At 42.1% G+C, this 17,068-nt stretch carries 15 protein-coding genes and 2 tRNA genes; all 17 read left to right on the forward strand.

Annotation, left to right across the window (positions count from 1 at the left end; translation table 11 throughout):
• The first annotated feature begins 186 nt into the window (after positions 1-186).
• Positions 187-1,557: a bifunctional UDP-N-acetylglucosamine diphosphorylase/glucosamine-1-phosphate N-acetyltransferase GlmU gene (glmU, locus tag M2353_RS19905; RefSeq protein WP_284725964.1), complete on the forward strand. Its 1,371-nt coding sequence runs from the start codon at positions 187-189 to the stop codon at positions 1,555-1,557.
• 22 nt (positions 1,558-1,579) lie between these two features.
• A complete protein-coding gene (locus M2353_RS19910) occupies positions 1,580-2,533 on the forward strand; it encodes a ribose-phosphate diphosphokinase (protein WP_003217907.1) in 954 nt (317 codons plus the stop codon).
• Between the two features lie 138 nt (positions 2,534-2,671).
• Entirely contained in the window at positions 2,672-3,298 is a 627-nt protein-coding gene (locus tag M2353_RS19915; protein ID WP_008341853.1) for a 50S ribosomal protein L25/general stress protein Ctc, read from the forward strand.
• Between the two features lie 140 nt (positions 3,299-3,438).
• Positions 3,439-4,005: an aminoacyl-tRNA hydrolase gene (pth, locus tag M2353_RS19920; RefSeq protein ID WP_284725965.1), complete on the forward strand. Its 567-nt coding sequence runs from the start codon at positions 3,439-3,441 to the stop codon at positions 4,003-4,005.
• A gap of 55 nt (positions 4,006-4,060) precedes the next feature.
• Positions 4,061-4,291, forward strand: a complete 231-nt coding sequence (fin, locus tag M2353_RS19925) for an anti-sigma-F factor Fin (RefSeq protein WP_003217967.1) — start codon at positions 4,061-4,063, stop codon at positions 4,289-4,291.
• 67 nt (positions 4,292-4,358) lie between these two features.
• A complete protein-coding gene (gene mfd / locus M2353_RS19930) occupies positions 4,359-7,892 on the forward strand; it encodes a transcription-repair coupling factor (RefSeq protein ID WP_284725966.1) in 3,534 nt (1,177 codons plus the stop codon).
• Between the two features lie 139 nt (positions 7,893-8,031).
• Positions 8,032-8,568, forward strand: coding sequence for a stage V sporulation protein T (gene spoVT, locus M2353_RS19935; protein WP_007496196.1), 537 nt, complete (start codon positions 8,032-8,034; stop codon positions 8,566-8,568).
• 204 nt (positions 8,569-8,772) lie between these two features.
• Positions 8,773-10,377 carry a putative polysaccharide biosynthesis protein gene (locus tag M2353_RS19940; protein ID WP_284725967.1) on the forward strand — a complete coding sequence of 535 codons (1,605 nt, stop codon included), beginning with the start codon at positions 8,773-8,775 and terminating at the stop codon, positions 10,375-10,377.
• Complete coding sequence (gene yabN / locus M2353_RS19945; protein WP_284725968.1) at positions 10,367-11,851, forward strand: bifunctional methyltransferase/pyrophosphohydrolase YabN; 1,485 nt, start codon at positions 10,367-10,369, stop codon at positions 11,849-11,851. The genes M2353_RS19940 and yabN overlap by 11 nt, the downstream gene beginning before the upstream one ends.
• Positions 11,848-12,108, forward strand: a complete 261-nt coding sequence (locus tag M2353_RS19950; RefSeq protein ID WP_008341839.1) for an RNA-binding S4 domain-containing protein — start codon at positions 11,848-11,850, stop codon at positions 12,106-12,108. Before yabN ends, M2353_RS19950 begins: the two co-directional genes overlap by 4 nt.
• A 74-nt stretch (positions 12,109-12,182) precedes the next feature.
• On the forward strand, positions 12,183-12,491 hold the full coding sequence (yabP, locus tag M2353_RS19955; RefSeq protein ID WP_007496190.1) for a sporulation protein YabP: 309 nt from the start codon (positions 12,183-12,185) through the stop codon (positions 12,489-12,491).
• Positions 12,488-13,126, forward strand: a complete 639-nt coding sequence (yabQ, locus tag M2353_RS19960) for a spore cortex biosynthesis protein YabQ (protein WP_284725969.1) — start codon at positions 12,488-12,490, stop codon at positions 13,124-13,126. The genes yabP and yabQ overlap by 4 nt, the downstream gene beginning before the upstream one ends.
• 18 nt (positions 13,127-13,144) lie before the next feature.
• The gene (locus tag M2353_RS19965) at positions 13,145-13,519 is read left to right on the forward strand and encodes an FtsB family cell division protein (protein ID WP_007496186.1); all 375 of its coding nucleotides are present in this window, start codon (positions 13,145-13,147) and stop codon (positions 13,517-13,519) included.
• Positions 13,520-13,601: 82 nt separating this feature from the next.
• Entirely contained in the window at positions 13,602-14,000 is a 399-nt protein-coding gene (locus M2353_RS19970; protein WP_003217901.1) for a S1 domain-containing RNA-binding protein, read from the forward strand.
• 179 nt (positions 14,001-14,179) lie between these two features.
• Positions 14,180-14,253: transfer RNA gene (locus tag M2353_RS19975), tRNA-Met, on the forward strand.
• Between the two features lie 25 nt (positions 14,254-14,278).
• A tRNA-Glu gene (locus M2353_RS19980) sits at positions 14,279-14,350 on the forward strand.
• 203 nt (positions 14,351-14,553) lie between these two features.
• Positions 14,554-17,037, forward strand: coding sequence for a stage II sporulation protein E (gene spoIIE / locus M2353_RS19985; protein WP_024719363.1), 2,484 nt, complete (start codon positions 14,554-14,556; stop codon positions 17,035-17,037).
• The last annotated feature ends 31 nt before the right edge of the window (positions 17,038-17,068 follow it).

Below are 17,068 nucleotides of genomic sequence, written 5' to 3' on the forward strand. Positions count from 1 at the left end.
CTAAAAAGACAGCTTTAAGAGAAAATGAATGTTTTCTTTTAAATGCTGTCTTTTTTGCGTTTTTTCTCTTGTTCCTTATGTCTCCCGTTCATTAGAAAATTAATGCACTTCCTCTTGTGTCCTTGAAATCAGTCCTTATTTAGGATATATTTTTCTATGGATAATAGGGATATTGGAGGCCAATCAATGGATAAGCGGTTCGCAGTGATTTTAGCAGCGGGAAAAGGAACAAGAATGAAGTCAAAGTTATACAAAGTACTTCATCCAGTTTGCGGAAAGCCAATGGTCGAGCATGTGGCAGATCAAGCGTTAAAGCTATCTTTAGCCAAGCTTGTGACGATTGTCGGTCATGGAGCAGAGGACGTCAAGAAGCAGCTTGGGGACAGAAGTGAATATGCACTTCAAGAAGAACAGCTGGGAACAGCACATGCCGTCAAACAAGCCAAATCGTTCCTCGCGCAGGAAAAGGGAACAACCATTGTCATTTGTGGAGATACACCATTATTGACAGCGGAAACAATGGAAGCCATGTTAAGCGAGCATCAAAAACAACAAGCGAAAGTCACGATTTTGACAGCACACGCGGATGATCCAACAGGTTATGGACGTATTCTTCGTGATGAAACAGGTGCTGTGGTAAAGATCGTCGAGCATAAAGATGCAAATGATGCTGAACGTCAAGTGAATGAAATTAATACTGGAACCTATTGCTTTTCAAATGAAGATCTCTTCCGTGTGATTGAGCAAGTGTCAAATGAAAATGCACAAGGTGAATACTATTTGCCGGATGTCATTGAAATTCTAAAGAATGAAGGACAGACGGTTGCAGCGTATCAAACACCGCAATTTGAAGAAACACTTGGAGTCAATGATCGTATCGCTCTATCACAAGCAGAGCAATTCATGAAGCGACGTATTAATCATCAGCATATGAAGAATGGTGTAACCTTGATTGATCCTGAGAACACGTATATCTCACCAGATGCAGTCATCGGTGAAGATACAATGATTTATCCTGGGACGGTCATCAAAGGGAATGTAAAGATTGGTGCAGATGCCACAATCGGTCCGAACACTGAAATTGTTGATAGCGTAATTGGAGATCGGACAGTCATTAAGCAGTCTGTTGTCTGCGATAGTGAAGTTGGGGTAGATGTGACAATTGGACCGTTTGCTCATATTCGCCCATTGTCGAAAATTGGCGATGAAGTGAAGATCGGAAATTTTGTCGAAATCAAGAAAACAGTTTTCGGTGACCGAAGCAAAGCGTCTCATCTCAGCTATATTGGAGATGCAGAGGTCGGAACGGATGTAAACCTTGGTTGTGGATCTATTACAGTTAATTATGATGGGAAGAACAAATTCTTAACGAAGATTGAAGATGGCGCATTTATTGGCTGCAATTCAAATCTCGTTGCACCAGTCACTGTCGGAAAAGGGGCATATGTTGCAGCCGGTTCAACGGTTACAGAAGATGTACCGCAGGATGCATTGTCTATTGCTAGAGCAAGACAAGTCAATAAAGAAGATTATGTGAAAAATATTCATAAAAAATAATCCAAATACCCGGAGGTTTACCATGTCTAATCGTTATGCTGATGCGAATTTAAAGATATTCTCTTTGAATTCAAACCCTGAACTTGCCAAAGAAATTGCCGATCGTATCGGAGTTGATGTAGGAAAGAGCTCTGTTAAACGTTTTAGTGACGGTGAAGTCCAAATCAATATTGAAGAAAGTATCCGTGGCTGTGATTGTTATGTTATTCAATCTACTAGTGCGCCAGTCAATGAGCACATTATGGAGCTACTCATTATGGTAGATGCACTAAAACGCGCTTCTGCGAAAACGGTCAATATTGTCATCCCTTATTACGGATATGCACGTCAAGATCGTAAGGCGAAACCTCGTGAGCCAATCACGGCGAAGCTTTTTGCGAACTTACTTGAAACAGCAGGTGCTACACGTGTCATTGCACTTGATCTTCATGCACCGCAAATCCAAGGTTTCTTTGATATTCCAATCGATAACTTAATGGCTGTGCCAATCTTAACAAACTATTTCGAACAGAAAAACTTGAATGATATCGTTGTTGTGTCTCCTGACCACGGTGGTGTTACGCGTGCGCGCAAAATGGCGGACCGCCTGAAAGCACCAATCGCAATTATCGACAAACGTCGTCCGAAGCCGAACGTGGCTGAAGTGATGAACATCATTGGGAACATTGAAGGCAAAACGGCGATTCTCATCGATGATATCATTGATACAGCTGGTACGATTACACTTGCTGCAAATGCACTTGTGGAAAATGGAGCGGCTGAAGTCTATGCTTGTTGTACTCACCCAGTATTGTCTGGACCAGCAGTAGAACGTATTACAAACTCTAAAATTAAAGAATTAGTTGTGACAAACAGTATTCACTTAACAGATGACAAGAAAGTTGGAAAATTCATTCCGCTTTCAGTTGGGCCTTTGCTTGCAGAAGCCATCATCCGTGTACATGAAGAAGAATCTGTGAGCTACCTTTTCAGCTAATTTTCTGATTGAAAAAGGCCCTAGGCATCAGCTTGGGGTCTTTTTGCTGTGATAAATGAAAGGCAAACATGTTTAAAATGATTCAGTTATGGGTATTTATGAAAGTAGTGACAAAAAAGAAATAGGATGGTGCTGAATATGGCAACTTTAAAAGCAAATAAAAGAACTGATTTCAAACGTTCCACACTGCAAAAAATCCGTCATTCAGGACACGTTCCTGGTGTCATATACGGAAAAAATACAGACAACCTTGCTGTTTCATTAGACAGTATTGATTTATTAAAGACATTACGTGATGAAGGAAAAAACACAATCATCACATTAGACGTTGGCGGTGAAACAAAATCTGTGATGGTAACAGAACTGCAAACAGATCCGTTGAAAAATGAGCTTGTCCACGCTGATTTCCAAGTGGTCGACTTACAGCGAGAAATTGACGCAGATGTACCTGTACAACTCATTGGCGAATCCAAAGGTGTAAAGGATGGCGGTGTGCTTCAGCAGCCACTATTTGAGCTATCCATTACAGCAAAACCAAAGGATATCCCGCAAAATATTGAAGCTGATATTACAAACTTAGAAGTAAATGACGTACTAACAGTTGGTGATCTGTCTGTTCAGTCTACGTATCAGATTAATAATGATCCAGAAGAAGTTGTTGCTTCGATCTTACCGCCTCAGCAATCAGAGGTTCCTGAGCCAGATAGTGAAGAGGAAACGCAAGAGCCTGAGGCCATTAAAGAAAAAGATGACAGCGAAGAATAACTGGTCAATTAGAGACGTAACCCTCCCGCGGTTACGTCTTTTGTGCTAGAATGAAAAGAATTCATACGTTTTGCATGAGGCAATCACATTGGCTCATTTTTTAGGCGTGTGCATGTGCGACAAAGGAGGTTATTGGTTTCATGATTGTGTTCGTTGGATTGGGTAATCCAGGAAAAGAATATGAAAAAACAAGACATAACGTCGGGTTTATGACAATAGATGAATTATCAAAAAAATGGGACATCCCATTAAATCAATCAAAATTCCATGGACAATATGGAACTGGGTTTGTTTCGGGGCAAAAGGTTCTACTTGTGAAGCCTCTTACATATATGAACTTATCAGGGGAATGTGTGCGTCCGCTGATGGATTACTATGATATTCCCCTTGAACATTTGAAGGTCATCTATGATGATCTTGATTTGCCAACGGGCCGGATTCGTTTGCGTACTAAAGGAAGTGCAGGCGGACATAACGGAATCAAATCGTTGATTCAGCATTTAGGTTCACCAGAGTTTGACCGATTCCGTATCGGCATCGGCCGTCCACAAAACGGCATGAAGGTCGTCGATTACGTGCTAGGACGCTTCTCAGAGGAAGAACAGCCCGATATCTCATCTGCTATTCAAGCATCTGTTGAAGCTTGTGAAGCGGCTTTAACAAAGCCATTTTTAGAAGTGATGAATGATTTTAACAAGAAGGTATAAGAATGATAAGCAAAGCACATACTGATCATAAAATCTCAGCATGGGAGGATCACGTATGGCTTTGCACTATTACTGCCGGCACTGTGGTGTAAAGGTTGGCAGTCTAGATGAATCCGCTGTCCAAAGTGAAGCACTTGGATTTCATCACTTAACAAATGAGGAAAGAAACGATATGATTTCTTATAGGGAAAATGGTGATTTACATGTCCAAACCATTTGTGAGGATTGCCAAGAGGCGCTCGAAAGAAATCCTGATTACCATCAGTATCATACCTTTATTCAATAAAAAGCTTTGGTGTAGATAATAGACCAAAGCGTTTTTCTGTTTTAAACAAGCAGGGAGGAGGAGCCAAATGAAAAATATACAATCATTTATCAAACAAAGTGATGATTTTCAGTCCATTTTTAATGGGCTAAAGGAAGGTTTAAAAGAACAACTGCTCGCCGGACTATCAGGCTCCGTCAGATCTTTATTTACAGCCGCCATATCAGACGAATTAAAGCGGCCGATGTTTATTGTGACACACAACTTATATCAAGCGCAGAAGGTCACAGATGATCTAGCAAGTGTGATGCCAGATCGCTCGGTCCTTCTTTATCCTGTCAATGAACTCATTGCATCTGAAATTGCTGTGGCAAGCCCGGAGCTTAGAGCGCAGCGTCTTGATGTATTGAATCGTCTCGCGAATGGAGAAAATCCGATTGTCGTGACCCCAGCAGCTGCAGTGCGTAGAATGCTTCCTCCTGTTGAGCTCTGGAAGGAGAGTCAGATCCATTTAAAGGTTGGTGAAGAAATTGATTTGGAGGCGTTTTCAAAACAACTCGTGCAAATCGGTTATGACCGGACGTCCATGGTCGCTGCGCCCGGAGACTTTAGTGTGCGCGGAGGAATTATTGACATTTATGCGTTAACGGAAGACCACCCGATCCGTATTGAGCTGTTTGATACAGAAGTGGATTCTATTCGGTCCTTCCACTCTGACACGCAGCGTTCATTGGAAACACTTCAAGAAATCAAGATTGGCCCGGCGAAAGAGCTGATTGTAAGAGGGCCTGAACGAGTGAGAGCGATTGAACAGCTTGACGAAGGTCTTGCCAGTAGCTTAAAGAAATTCAACTCGGATAAACAAAAAGAACTGCTCCATCAGAATATTTCTGCTGATCGTGAGAAGCTGCTAGAAGGTATTGTGACACAAGAAATGACGAAGTATCTGTCCTATTTCTATGAAAAGCCTGCTAGTTTGCTAGATTATACATCGCAGGATACGATAATCATTCTAGATGAAATCAGCAGAATTCAGGAGATGGAAGAACAGCTTGAACAGGAAGAAGCAGATTGGACAATTAGTCTGCTGGAAGAAGGGAATATCCTGCATGATCTAGCCCTTTCCTTCCCATTTCAAGAGCTGTTCAATCAGCAATCGAGATCGATTCTGTACTATTCCTTATTTTTGAGACATGTTCAGCAGACCAATCCGCAAAATATCGTCAATGTATCTAGTAAGCAAATGCAGAATTTCCATGGGCAGATGAATGTGCTTGCAAGTGAAATTGAACGCTACAAAAAGCAGAATTATACGGTTGTCTTTTTAGGTGCGGATGAAGAGCGGACAGAGAAGCTGTCATCTGTCTTGCATGATTATGACATTGAAGCAGCTCTTGCTAAACCTGATGCTGAGCTTGTCAGCGGGCAAGTATATATTTTACAAGGTGAGCTGCAAACAGGTTTTGAACTGCCTTTATCCAAAATTGCTGTCATTACAGAGGGTGAACTTTTCAAGAAACGTGTGAAGAAGCAGGCACGTAAGCAAAAGCTGACGAACGCAGAGCGAATCAAAAGCTATTCAGAGCTGCAAGTGGGCGATTATGTGGTGCACATTAACCACGGGATCGGTAAGTATTTAGGAATTGAAACGCTTGAAATTGGCGGCATTCATAAAGATTATTTAAATATTCATTATCAAGGAAGCGACAAGCTTTATGTCCCTGTTGAACAAATTGATCAGGTGCAGAAGTATGTAGGGTCAGAAGGAAAAGAACCAAAGCTATACAAACTAGGCGGCAGCGACTGGAAACGCGTGAAGAAAAAAGTAGAATCATCTGTGCAGGACATTGCAGATGATCTGATTAAGCTGTACGCAGAACGTGAAGCAAGCAAAGGGTATGCCTTCTCGCCTGACCATGAGATGCAGCGCCAGTTTGAATCGGCATTCCCTTACCAAGAAACAGATGATCAAATTCGCTCGATTCATGAAATCAAGCAAGACATGGAGCGGGAGCGCCCGATGGATCGTCTGCTTTGTGGAGATGTGGGCTATGGAAAAACAGAGGTGGCGATTCGAGCGGCCTTCAAAGCCATTGCTGACGGGAAACAGGTGGCACTGCTTGTACCAACAACGATCTTAGCGCAGCAGCATTTTGACACGATTATGGACAGATTCCAAGACTATCCTGTTAAAATTGCTCAGCTTAGCCGCTTCCGTACACGAAAAGAAACAACCGAAACATTAAAAGGGCTGAAAAACGGAACGATTGATATGGTCATTGGGACGCATCGTCTTCTTTCAAAAGACATTGTGTACAAGGATTTAGGACTGTTAATTATCGATGAAGAGCAGCGCTTCGGTGTGACGCATAAAGAGAAAATTAAACAAATGAAAGCCAATATTGATGTGCTGACGTTAACGGCAACGCCAATACCTCGTACGCTTCATATGTCGATGCTTGGCGTACGTGACTTATCTGTTATTGAAACGCCACCTGAGAACCGTTTCCCAGTTCAAACCTATGTTGTCGAGTACAATGGTGCGTTAGTTAGAGAAGCCATTGAGCGAGAACTGGCAAGAGGCGGTCAAGTGTACTTCCTTTATAACCGAGTGGAGGATATTGAACGAAAAGCAGATGAAATCTCGATGCTTGTTCCAGACGCAAAAGTAAGCTACGCACATGGGAAAATGAGTGAGAACGAGCTGGAATCCGTAATGATTAATTTCCTAGAAGGTGAATCGGATGTACTCGTCAGTACAACCATTATCGAAACGGGCGTAGACATACCAAATGTGAACACGCTCATTGTTCACGATGCTGATAAAATGGGGCTTTCGCAACTGTACCAGTTAAGAGGACGAGTTGGGCGCTCGAATCGTGTGGCCTATGCTTATTTCACTTATCGAAAAGACAAAGTGCTTTCTGAAGTAGCAGAGAAAAGACTTCAAGCTATTAAAGAATTCACCGAGCTTGGGTCAGGCTTTAAGATTGCGATGCGTGACTTAACGATTCGAGGAGCAGGGAACTTACTTGGTGCACAGCAGCATGGATTTATTGATTCAGTTGGATTCGACCTTTACTCTCAAATGCTGAAAGAAGCCATTGAAGAAAGAAGAGGCGATACGACTGCTCAAGAAAAATTCGAGCCGGAAATTGATCTCCAAATTGATGCCTACATTCCAGATAGCTATATTTCTGACGGCAAACAAAAGATCGAGATGTATAAACAGTTTAGAGCGATTGGATCAATAGAAGAGCGGAAAGAGCTTCAAGATGAAATGATTGACCGATTCGGAGAATATCCGCAAGAAGTGGCTGATTTGTTCACGATTGCGACGATGAAGGTGTACGCTATGCAGGAACGTGTCGAGTTGATCAAGATGGAGAAAGGCATTGTCAGACTCACTCTCGATGAAAAAGCAAGCAGCGACATCGATGGTCAAAAATTATTTGAGCTTGGCAGTCAATATGGACGTGATATCGGTCTTGGCATGGAAGGCAGCAAGCTGATTATTTCTGTCCAAACAAAAGGCAAGAAAACGGAGGAGTGGCTTGAAGTCGTTCTTCGTATGCTTCGAGGTCTTCAAGATGTGAAAAAAGAAACCATTCCATCTTCATAAAATTTTGTTGGTCTCTCGTGTATATTACGTTTGATGTGACGGATACTAATCTCAGGGTCAAGTGGTGAATGTTGCATAAAGTGGACGCTTTTGTTCCATTCACCCAACACATCATCAAACGAAAGAGAGGCAGCAGTGAATGAAAGCAACTGGAATTGTACGCCGCATCGATGATCTAGGTAGAGTGGTTATACCGAAGGAGATTCGCAGAACATTGCGTATCCGGGAAGGAGATCCACTTGAGATTTTTGTCGACCGCGATGGAGAAGTCATTTTGAAGAAGTATTCACCGATTAGTGAGCTAGGAGACTTTGCGAAGGAATATGCTGATGCTTTATTCGACAGTTTGGGTCATTCTATCCTCATCTGTGATCGTGATACGTATATTGCTGTATCCGGCAGTTCAAAAAAAGAGTACTTAAACAAATCCATTAGTGATTTACTTGAACGAACAATGGATCAGCGTAATTCTGTATTAGAGGACAGCAAGAAAGAAATTCAGCTTGTGGATGGTATTGATGATGATGTATCAGCTTATACCATTGCACCTATTGTTGCAAACGGAGATCCAATTGGCGCCGTCGTTTTATTTTCTAAAGAGCGTTCAATGGGAGAAGTGGAGCATAAAGCGGCAGAAACGGCAGCTGGCTTCTTAGCCCGTCAAATGGAACATTAGGTCTAATAATTCTATATCATCTTGATAAAAAGAAAGAATGCCGATGAAATCATCTGATTTTGTCGGCGTTTTTTATATGGGATGAAACAAAATAATGAATGTATCGTCTACTCCTTAGAAAGAAACGGCTTGCCAGTCACTTATGATATAATGAGTGCGTTTAAATGCAGGTATATTTTTTGATTGAACATAAAGGAGTCATCCATGAAAAATGCTGTGAATCAGCCGCATTGGCTTTTCCAAGGTGCGGTGATTTTAACCATCGCAGGCTTGTTATCAAAGGTACTGAGTGCCGTATATCGTGTCCCTTTTCAAAATATCGTAGGAGACACAGGTTTTTATATTTATCAGCAGGTCTATCCCTTTCTTGGCATTGCGATCATGCTCGGCACCACTGGTTTTCCTGTGATGGTGTCCAAGCTCCTGAGCGAGCATGGTGAGGAGAATCGCCGAATTATTACAAAGGTATCCTTGGTGTATATCACTTTGCTGAGCTTGGTCTTATTTCTTTGTTTATATATAGGAGCAGGCACAATTGCGAATCTCATGGCGGACAGTCAATTAATGCTTCTCATCCAGATGAGTTCGTTTGTGTTTCTATTTCTGCCACTTACCGTGATGCTGAGGGGTGTTTTTCAGAGTGATGGACTGATGCTCCCCACTGCGGTCTCTCAATTGGCTGAGCAGCTCATCAGAGTAGGCGTCCTGCTTGTTTTATCTTTCTATTTTGTGAGACATGGCTATTCGCTTTATGAAACAGGAGCGGGTGCGGTGTTCTCTTCTATAGCTGGAAGTACTGCTTCACTCCTTTTGCTTCTTTTCCTTTGGCTGACCTATCGGAAGCGGTTGTCAGCGAGCAAGACATTAAAACAGGCTACACTGCGGAAAAAAGATGTGCTGAAGAGTTTGGTGCTGTATACATTGACGATTTGTGTGAGTGGATTGCTGATCCTATGGATGCAAATGATCGATGCTTTTCACTTGTATGCGCTACTGCGCAGTGAGGGACTGAGTGAAGCAGCTGCAAAGGCGGCAAAAGGCGTATATGACCGAGGTCAGCCGTTCCTGCAGCTCGGGACGGTGTTTGCAATTAGTATCGGGACGTCTCTTGTTCCGTTTTTGTCGTCGGCCTTAAGAAAAGGTCAGCATGAAGCAATTCGTGAAAAAGTACGTACATCGTTTAAGGCAACATCGGTGCTGGGGATTGGTTCAGCTGTCGGGCTTATATGTATTTTATCGTCTGTGAACATTATGCTTTTTCGTAATGACTTAGGGACAGATGCGCTGCAAATATTTTGCATATCCATTGCCTTTACATCAATGGCGATTACGCAAACCGCTTTACTTCAGGGGCTGGGACATACCGTGTACCCGGCTATTGTGGTCCTGATCAGTGTACTGGTGAAATGGGGGCTGACGCTGGCTCTTGTCCCGTTATTCGGCATTTATGGAGCCGCATGGTCGACTGTTTGTGGGTTTCTCGCCGCCGCTGCGCTCAATGCGGTGTATTTGAAGCATAAAGGGTGGATTTCAATAAGAGAGCTATTCCCAGTGAAAATTCTTTTATCAGCAGCATTCATGGCCGTTGTTTTAATTGGATATCAGGCATTGTTCTCTTGGGTCATTCCCTTTGAGAAACGTCCGTTTTCTGTTTTAGAGAGCCTGACTTCAGTTTTTATTGGTGGTTTCGCCTTTTTATATAGTATTCTTAAGCTAGACGTATTTACGGAAGAGGAATGGAGACTCATTCCATTAGGAGAAAAGATTTTATATTTTAAACAGATGAGAGGGAATCGAAATGGCAGGTAAGATTAAAGTCGTTGGTCTTGGGGCAGGCGACATGGATCAGCTGACGCTCGGTGTATATAAGCAGCTGAAGCAGGCGAAAGAAGTATACATGAGAACGCAGGATCATCCACTCACCGCAGAATTGATGCAGGAAGTCCCGTCTCTGACCTTTTTTGATGAGATATATGAAAAGCATGATCAGTTTGATGCAGTGTATGAGGAAATCACAGACATTCTCTTCCGAGAGGCTGAGGAGAAAGATATTGTGTATGCAGTACCAGGTCACCCGTTTGTAGCGGAAAAGACAGTGCAGCTTCTTGTTTCACAACAGAAGGAGCGCGGGGTTGAGGTGTACGTGGCTGGTGGACAAAGCTTTTTGGATGCGACGTTTAATTCCTTACAGATTGACCCAATTGAAGGGCTGCAATTCGTTGACGCAGGGGATATGAGAGCGGATGATCTAAAGTTGACCCAGCATGTGCTGATCTGTCAAGTATATGATCAGATGACAGCCTCGAATGTGAAGCTGACCCTCATGGAAAAGCTACCTGACGATTATGAAGTCTTTATCGTAACGGCAGCTGGAAGCAGTCAGGAACAGATTACAGGTGTTCCTTTATTTGAACTTGATCGAGATGTGTCGATAAATAACTTAACGAGTGTTTATGTGCCTCCAATCCAAGATGAAAAGCTACTCTATCAACAATTTGACACTTTCCGTGAAGTCATTCGTACATTAAGAGGTCCTGGCGGCTGTCCTTGGGATCAAAAACAAACGAATGAGTCGCTCAAACCATATTTAATTGAAGAATGTTATGAGCTGCTGGAAGCCATAGATGAAGACGATCCAGATCATATGGTTGAAGAACTCGGAGATGTACTGCTTCAAGTTTTACTCCATGCTCAAATTGGTGAAGATGATGGTTACTTCTCAATGGATGATGTCATCCAGCATGTCACAGAAAAAATGATTCGACGACATCCGCATGTGTTTGGTGATACGGATGTGTCTGAAGCATCAGATGTCGTCGCCAACTGGGAAAAAATCAAGCAGCAGGAAAAACCGGAGCGCTCAGCATCTATTTTGCAATCCATTCCAACGACACTTCCAGCTTTAACAAAAGCTTATAAGCTCCAAAAGAAAGCAGCGAAAGTGGGCTTCGATTGGACAGAAGTAGAGGATATTTGGAACAAATACGAAGAGGAAAAGCAGGAATTCCTTGTGGAAGTGGCAGAGAAAACGGATGAAGGTGCAACAAAGCAGATGAAGGATGAATTTGGGGATCTTTTATTTGTTCTCGTCAACATCGGCAGATTTTATCACCTAGAGCCTGAAACCGCCCTCTCTTCTGCAAACACAAAATTTATGCGGCGCTTTCAGCATATCGAACAAAAGGCAAAGGACATAGGGCGTTCACTAGAGGACTTGACCCTAGAAGAAATGGACGATCTGTGGAACGATGCCAAACGCATAGAAAGAGGTGAACATACATGAGACTAGATAAATTCTTAAAAGTGTCTCGTTTAATCAAAAGAAGAACATTGGCAAAAGAAGTAGCCGATCAAGGGAGAATTTCCATTAATGGCACGCAGGCGAAAGCCAGCTCTGACGTGAAAGAAGGGGACGAGCTTCAAATCCGCTTCGGCCAAAAGCTTGTGACCGTTCAAGTCAACGAGTTAAAAGACACAACGAAAAAAGAAGAAGCTGCTGGCATGTATACCGTGCTAAAAGAAGAGAAAACAGCAGAATAGGGCTTGTTCTAAATGTCCCGCCTGTCACATACAATGCAGTAACAATGCAAGTATGAGATATGGGGGATGTATAAATGAATCAATATTATAATCAACCTCAAGGCACGAAGTTGTCATCAGAAGCCGAGCATCATGTCACAATGCGCAACAGAAAGCATTTAGATATTACCGGGGTCAAACAAGTCGAGAGCTTTGATAATGAAGAATTTCTGCTTGAGACTGTCATGGGAGTCCTCGCCATTCGCGGAGAAAATCTGCAAATGAAAAACTTAGATGTAGAAAAGGGTGTTGTGTCCATTAAAGGGCGTGTCTTTGACTTAATCTATGTAGATGAGCAGCACGGGGAGAAAGCTAAAGGATTTTTTAGCAAGCTGTTTAAATGACACTGACGGTCCAGTTTTATACGATGCTTTCGATGGCGGCGATGGGCATCTGGCTGGGCGCATCGCTGGATACGTACAAGCTGTTTGTGAACCGGGAAAAAACAGCAAAATGGCTGCTGGCCATTCACGACCTCCTTTTTTGGGTGGTGCAGGGTCTCTTATTCTTTTATGTCCTGCTGCTGACCAATGAGGGAGAATTCAGGCTTTATATTTTTCTAGCTGTTGCTTTAGGTTTCTCGATGTACCAGGCATTGATGAAACAGCTGTATATGAACATCCTCAAGTTTGTGATGAGGTGTATTTATCAGACTGTTCTCGTCCTGAAAAGGCTGATCATGTCGATGGTTTTCCAGCCCATTCGCTGGATCGTTGGTTTGATCATAAGTGCTCTTCTGTTCTTGTTCCACTCGCTCTTACGCCTTGTTCGTTTTGCGTTTCGACTCGTGTGGAAGTTGCTGTATATTGTTTGTTATCCGCTTATTTGGTTACTCAATGTAACCATTATTCATCGAATTCCCGAAAAATGGCGAACATCAATGAGGTTGTTTTTCTCAAAAGGAGCAGGAATTTTACAAGGGATCAAGAAAGTATCTCGTACCATGAAAACGAAATGGAAACAATTCTGGACAAAGTAAGAGAGGAGGCCTTCATCCTTGAACGAGAGAAAAAGAAATATCGCACAAATTCAAAATGATTATCAAAAACAAATGGAACAGCAAGCGCAGCGCCTAAAACGCAAACGCCGGGGACTCCTTAGAAGGCTTACGGTGTTTGGAGTCATTGTGCTCATGTTTGCTGTTTTGGTAACAAGTGCCCTCTGGTCGCAATCGTCTGCATTGAAAGAAAAAGAAGAGAAGAAGGTTGCGCTTGAAAAAGAATTGAAGCAATTACAAACAAAGCAGGAAGATATTTCTGATGAAATCAAAAAGCTGAAAAGCAAAGAATACGTACTCGAACTGGCACGACGGGACTATTATATGTCTAAAAAAGGCGAAAAAATCTTTGATGTGGGCAATAAGAGCGATTAGCCTTGTTGACACTTAAAATTCAGTTTATGTATAATTGAACAAATGAGATTTTTTTATAAGTCTAAGGAGGAGCACTTTTTTTATGTCGATTGAAGTTGGCAGCAAGTTACAAGGGAAAGTTACGGGCATTACAAATTTTGGAGCTTTTGTGGAGTTGCCAGGCGGTTCAACTGGTCTCGTTCATATCAGTGAGGTAGCCGATAACTATGTAAAAGATATTAATGAGCATTTAAAAGTCGGTGAACAAGTTGAAGTGAAAGTGATTAACGTTGAAAAAGACGGTAAAATCGGCTTGTCCATTAAAAAAGCAAAAGATCGTCCTCAACAACAACAATCAAGACCGAGCAGAAATGATTTCCGTCCGAAGGAATCGTTTGAGCAAAAAATGAACAAATTCTTAAAAGATAGTGAAGACCGCTTAACATCTTTAAAACGTAACACGGAATCAAAACGTGGGGGACGCGGAGCAAGAAGAGGTTAACTTGTTGCTGCTTTCTATATATCTTTCACAACAAAGCACCTGCTGTTTAGCGGGTGCTTTTTTTCAATACAAATTCAACGTTTTTTGTGATTTCGCCATTTAATTTAAAACTTTCTATTGACGGACAAGCGAATCCTTTGTATTATAGTTCTTGTGCTTATTAGCGCATTTTATATTATGGCGGTGTAGCTCAGCTGGCTAGAGCGTACGGTTCATACCCGTGAGGTCGGGGGTTCGATCCCCTCCGCCGCTATCCTTTTAAAAAGAACGATAAGCAAGGCCCGTTGGTCAAGCGGTTAAGACACCGCCCTTTCACGGCGGTAACACGGGTTCGAATCCCGTACGGGTCATCTTCCAAACAGCTTTCTATAGGAAAGCTGTTTTTTTGTGCTTTCGTAAAATTCTGATGAAAGACATCGACTTTCAAGAAAGTATGCCTTTTTGGCAAATAAAGCGTCGAACGTTTTATGGAAACGACAACTTCTTTTGACAAAATTTCTTTTTCACCTTCGCTATAATGACAAGCAACGAATATCAGGTGGGGGATGAAAAGATGGAAAAACTAGAAAGAAGAACTGATTTAACGGGAGCCGGGTTTGAAAGAATCAGTGCAGGGTTAAAAAAGATGAAAAACCTGTTTCTTCATCATACGCATTCTCTTTTTTTCTATAAAGGGTTTATTTATGTTGTTCTGGGCTTTTTATTGGGACGAGCCTTTATCTTATCTGAAATTATGCCGTTTGCATTGCCTTTCTTTGGGTCCATGCTGCTCATTAAAAGGGATAAAGCGATGCTTGCTTGTCTTGCTTTACTCGCTGGAGCGATGACGATTTCACCACAAAATGCATTATTCGTGTTTGCGTCATTGATCGTGTTCCTCCTCATGTCAAAGGTCGTTTCATTCATCATCAAAGACCCAGTGAAAACATTACCAGTTGTGATTGTGCTCTCAATGCTGATGACAAGGGGAGCTTTTGTATACCTCGAGCAGGGTGCGGTTCAAAGCTATGACTATGTGATGGCAGGGGTTGAAGCTGGACTTGCCTTCATTTTGACACTGATTTTTCTTCAAAGTTTGCCGATTTTTACAGTCAGGAAAATCAAACACTCCTTAAAGGTTGAAGAAATTATTTGCTTTATGATATTAATCGCTTCAGTTTTAACAGGTCTGGCTGGGATCACATTTCAAGGAATGCAGGCAGAGCATATTTTGTCACGATATGTAGTGCTGAGCTTTGCCTTTATTGGAGGAGCGAGTATTGGTTGTACAGTGGGTGTTGTAACTGGATTAATTCTTGGTCTCGCCAACATCGGCAACCTTTATCAGATGAGTCTGCTTGCCTTTTCGGGCTTATTAGGCGGATTACTAAAAGAGGGGAAAAAAGCAGGAGCAGCCATCGGCTTGATTGTGGGTTCTTTACTAATCTCCCTCTACGGTGAAGGGTCAGCAGGGCTGATGACAACGCTATATGAATCACTCATCGCAGTTGCACTGTTTTTGCTCACACCACAGTCAGTAACGTCCAAGGTGGCAAAATATATTCCTGGTACGGTAGAGCATGTACAGGAACAGCAGCAATATGCCAGAAAAGTACGAGACGTGACAGCAAAAAAGGTAGATCAATTCTCTAATGTATTTCATGCGCTGTCTGAGAGTTTTGCGACATTTTACGAATCCATTCCTGAGGAGAAGAAGCAGGAAGAGGATGTAGATCTTTTTTTAAGTACGATCACAGAACGTTCCTGTCAAACGTGCTATAAGAAAAATAAATGCTGGGTGCAGAACTTTGATACAACCTATGAACTCATGAAACAAGTTATGCATGAATCTGATGAAAAAACGTACGAGCATAACCGGAAGTTGAAAAAGAAATTCAGTCAGCACTGCTCAAAATCAAAGCATGTAGAAGAATTGATTGAAGAGGAGATAGCTTACTATAAAGCAAATCAGACCTTAAAGAAAAAGGTCCAAGACAGCAGGCGCCTTGTGGCCGAACAACTTATGGGTGTCTCACAAGTCATGGAGGATTTTTCCCGGGAAATAAAACGAGAAAGAGAGCAGCATTTTATTCAGGAAGAGCAGATGATAGAAGCACTTCAGAACTTTGGGATTGAAATTCAGCAAGTTGAAATTTATAGCTTAGAACAGGGAAATGTTGATATAGAGATGAGAATTCCTTATTGCCAAGGTCATGGGGAATGCGAAAAAATCATCGCTCCAATGCTCTCGGATATTTTAGAAGAACAAGTTTTAGTCAAAGCAGAGCAGTGTGCGGAGCATCCAACAGGTTATTGTCATGTTGTATTCGGTTCTGCAAAATCGTATCGAGTGTCTACAGGTGTAGCACATGCAGCGAAAGGCGGAGGATTAGTATCTGGAGACAGCTACAGCATGATGGAGCTGGGTGCAGGTAAATATGCCGCAGCTATTAGTGATGGGATGGGAAATGGAGCAAGAGCCCATTTTGAAAGCAATGAAACGATCAAGCTGTTAGAAAAAATCTTGGCGTCTGGTATTGATGAAAAAGTAGCGATTAAAACGATTAATAGCATTTTATCTTTACGGACAACAGATGAAGTCTATTCCACATTAGACTTATCCATCATTGATTTACAGGATGCGAGCTGTAAGTTCCTCAAGATTGGCTCCACCCCAAGTTTTATTAAACGTGGTGATCAAGTGATGAAGGTACAGGCCAGCAACTTGCCTATTGGCATTATTGATGAATTTGAAGTAGAAGTGGTGAGTGAACAGATGAAGGCAGGAGATCTCCTTATCATGATGAGCGACGGTATCTTTGAAGGACCAAAGCATATCGAAAATCATGATTTGTGGGTCAAACGAAAAATGAAGAGCTTTAAAACAGAAGATCCGCAAGAGATTGCTGATTTATTAATGGAGGAGGTCATTCGCACAAGAGCAGGTCAAATCGATGACGATATGACGGTTGTCGTCATTAGGCTCGACCACAATACACCAAAATGGGCATCCATTCCGACAGGTACATTCTATCTCCAGAAACAAGAGATTTCTTGAAATATCGTATAATATGAATTTCTTCTGGCGA

The organism is Bacillus aerius (assembly GCF_029894105.1).
Taxonomy (GTDB): domain Bacteria; phylum Bacillota; class Bacilli; order Bacillales; family Bacillaceae; genus Bacillus; species Bacillus altitudinis.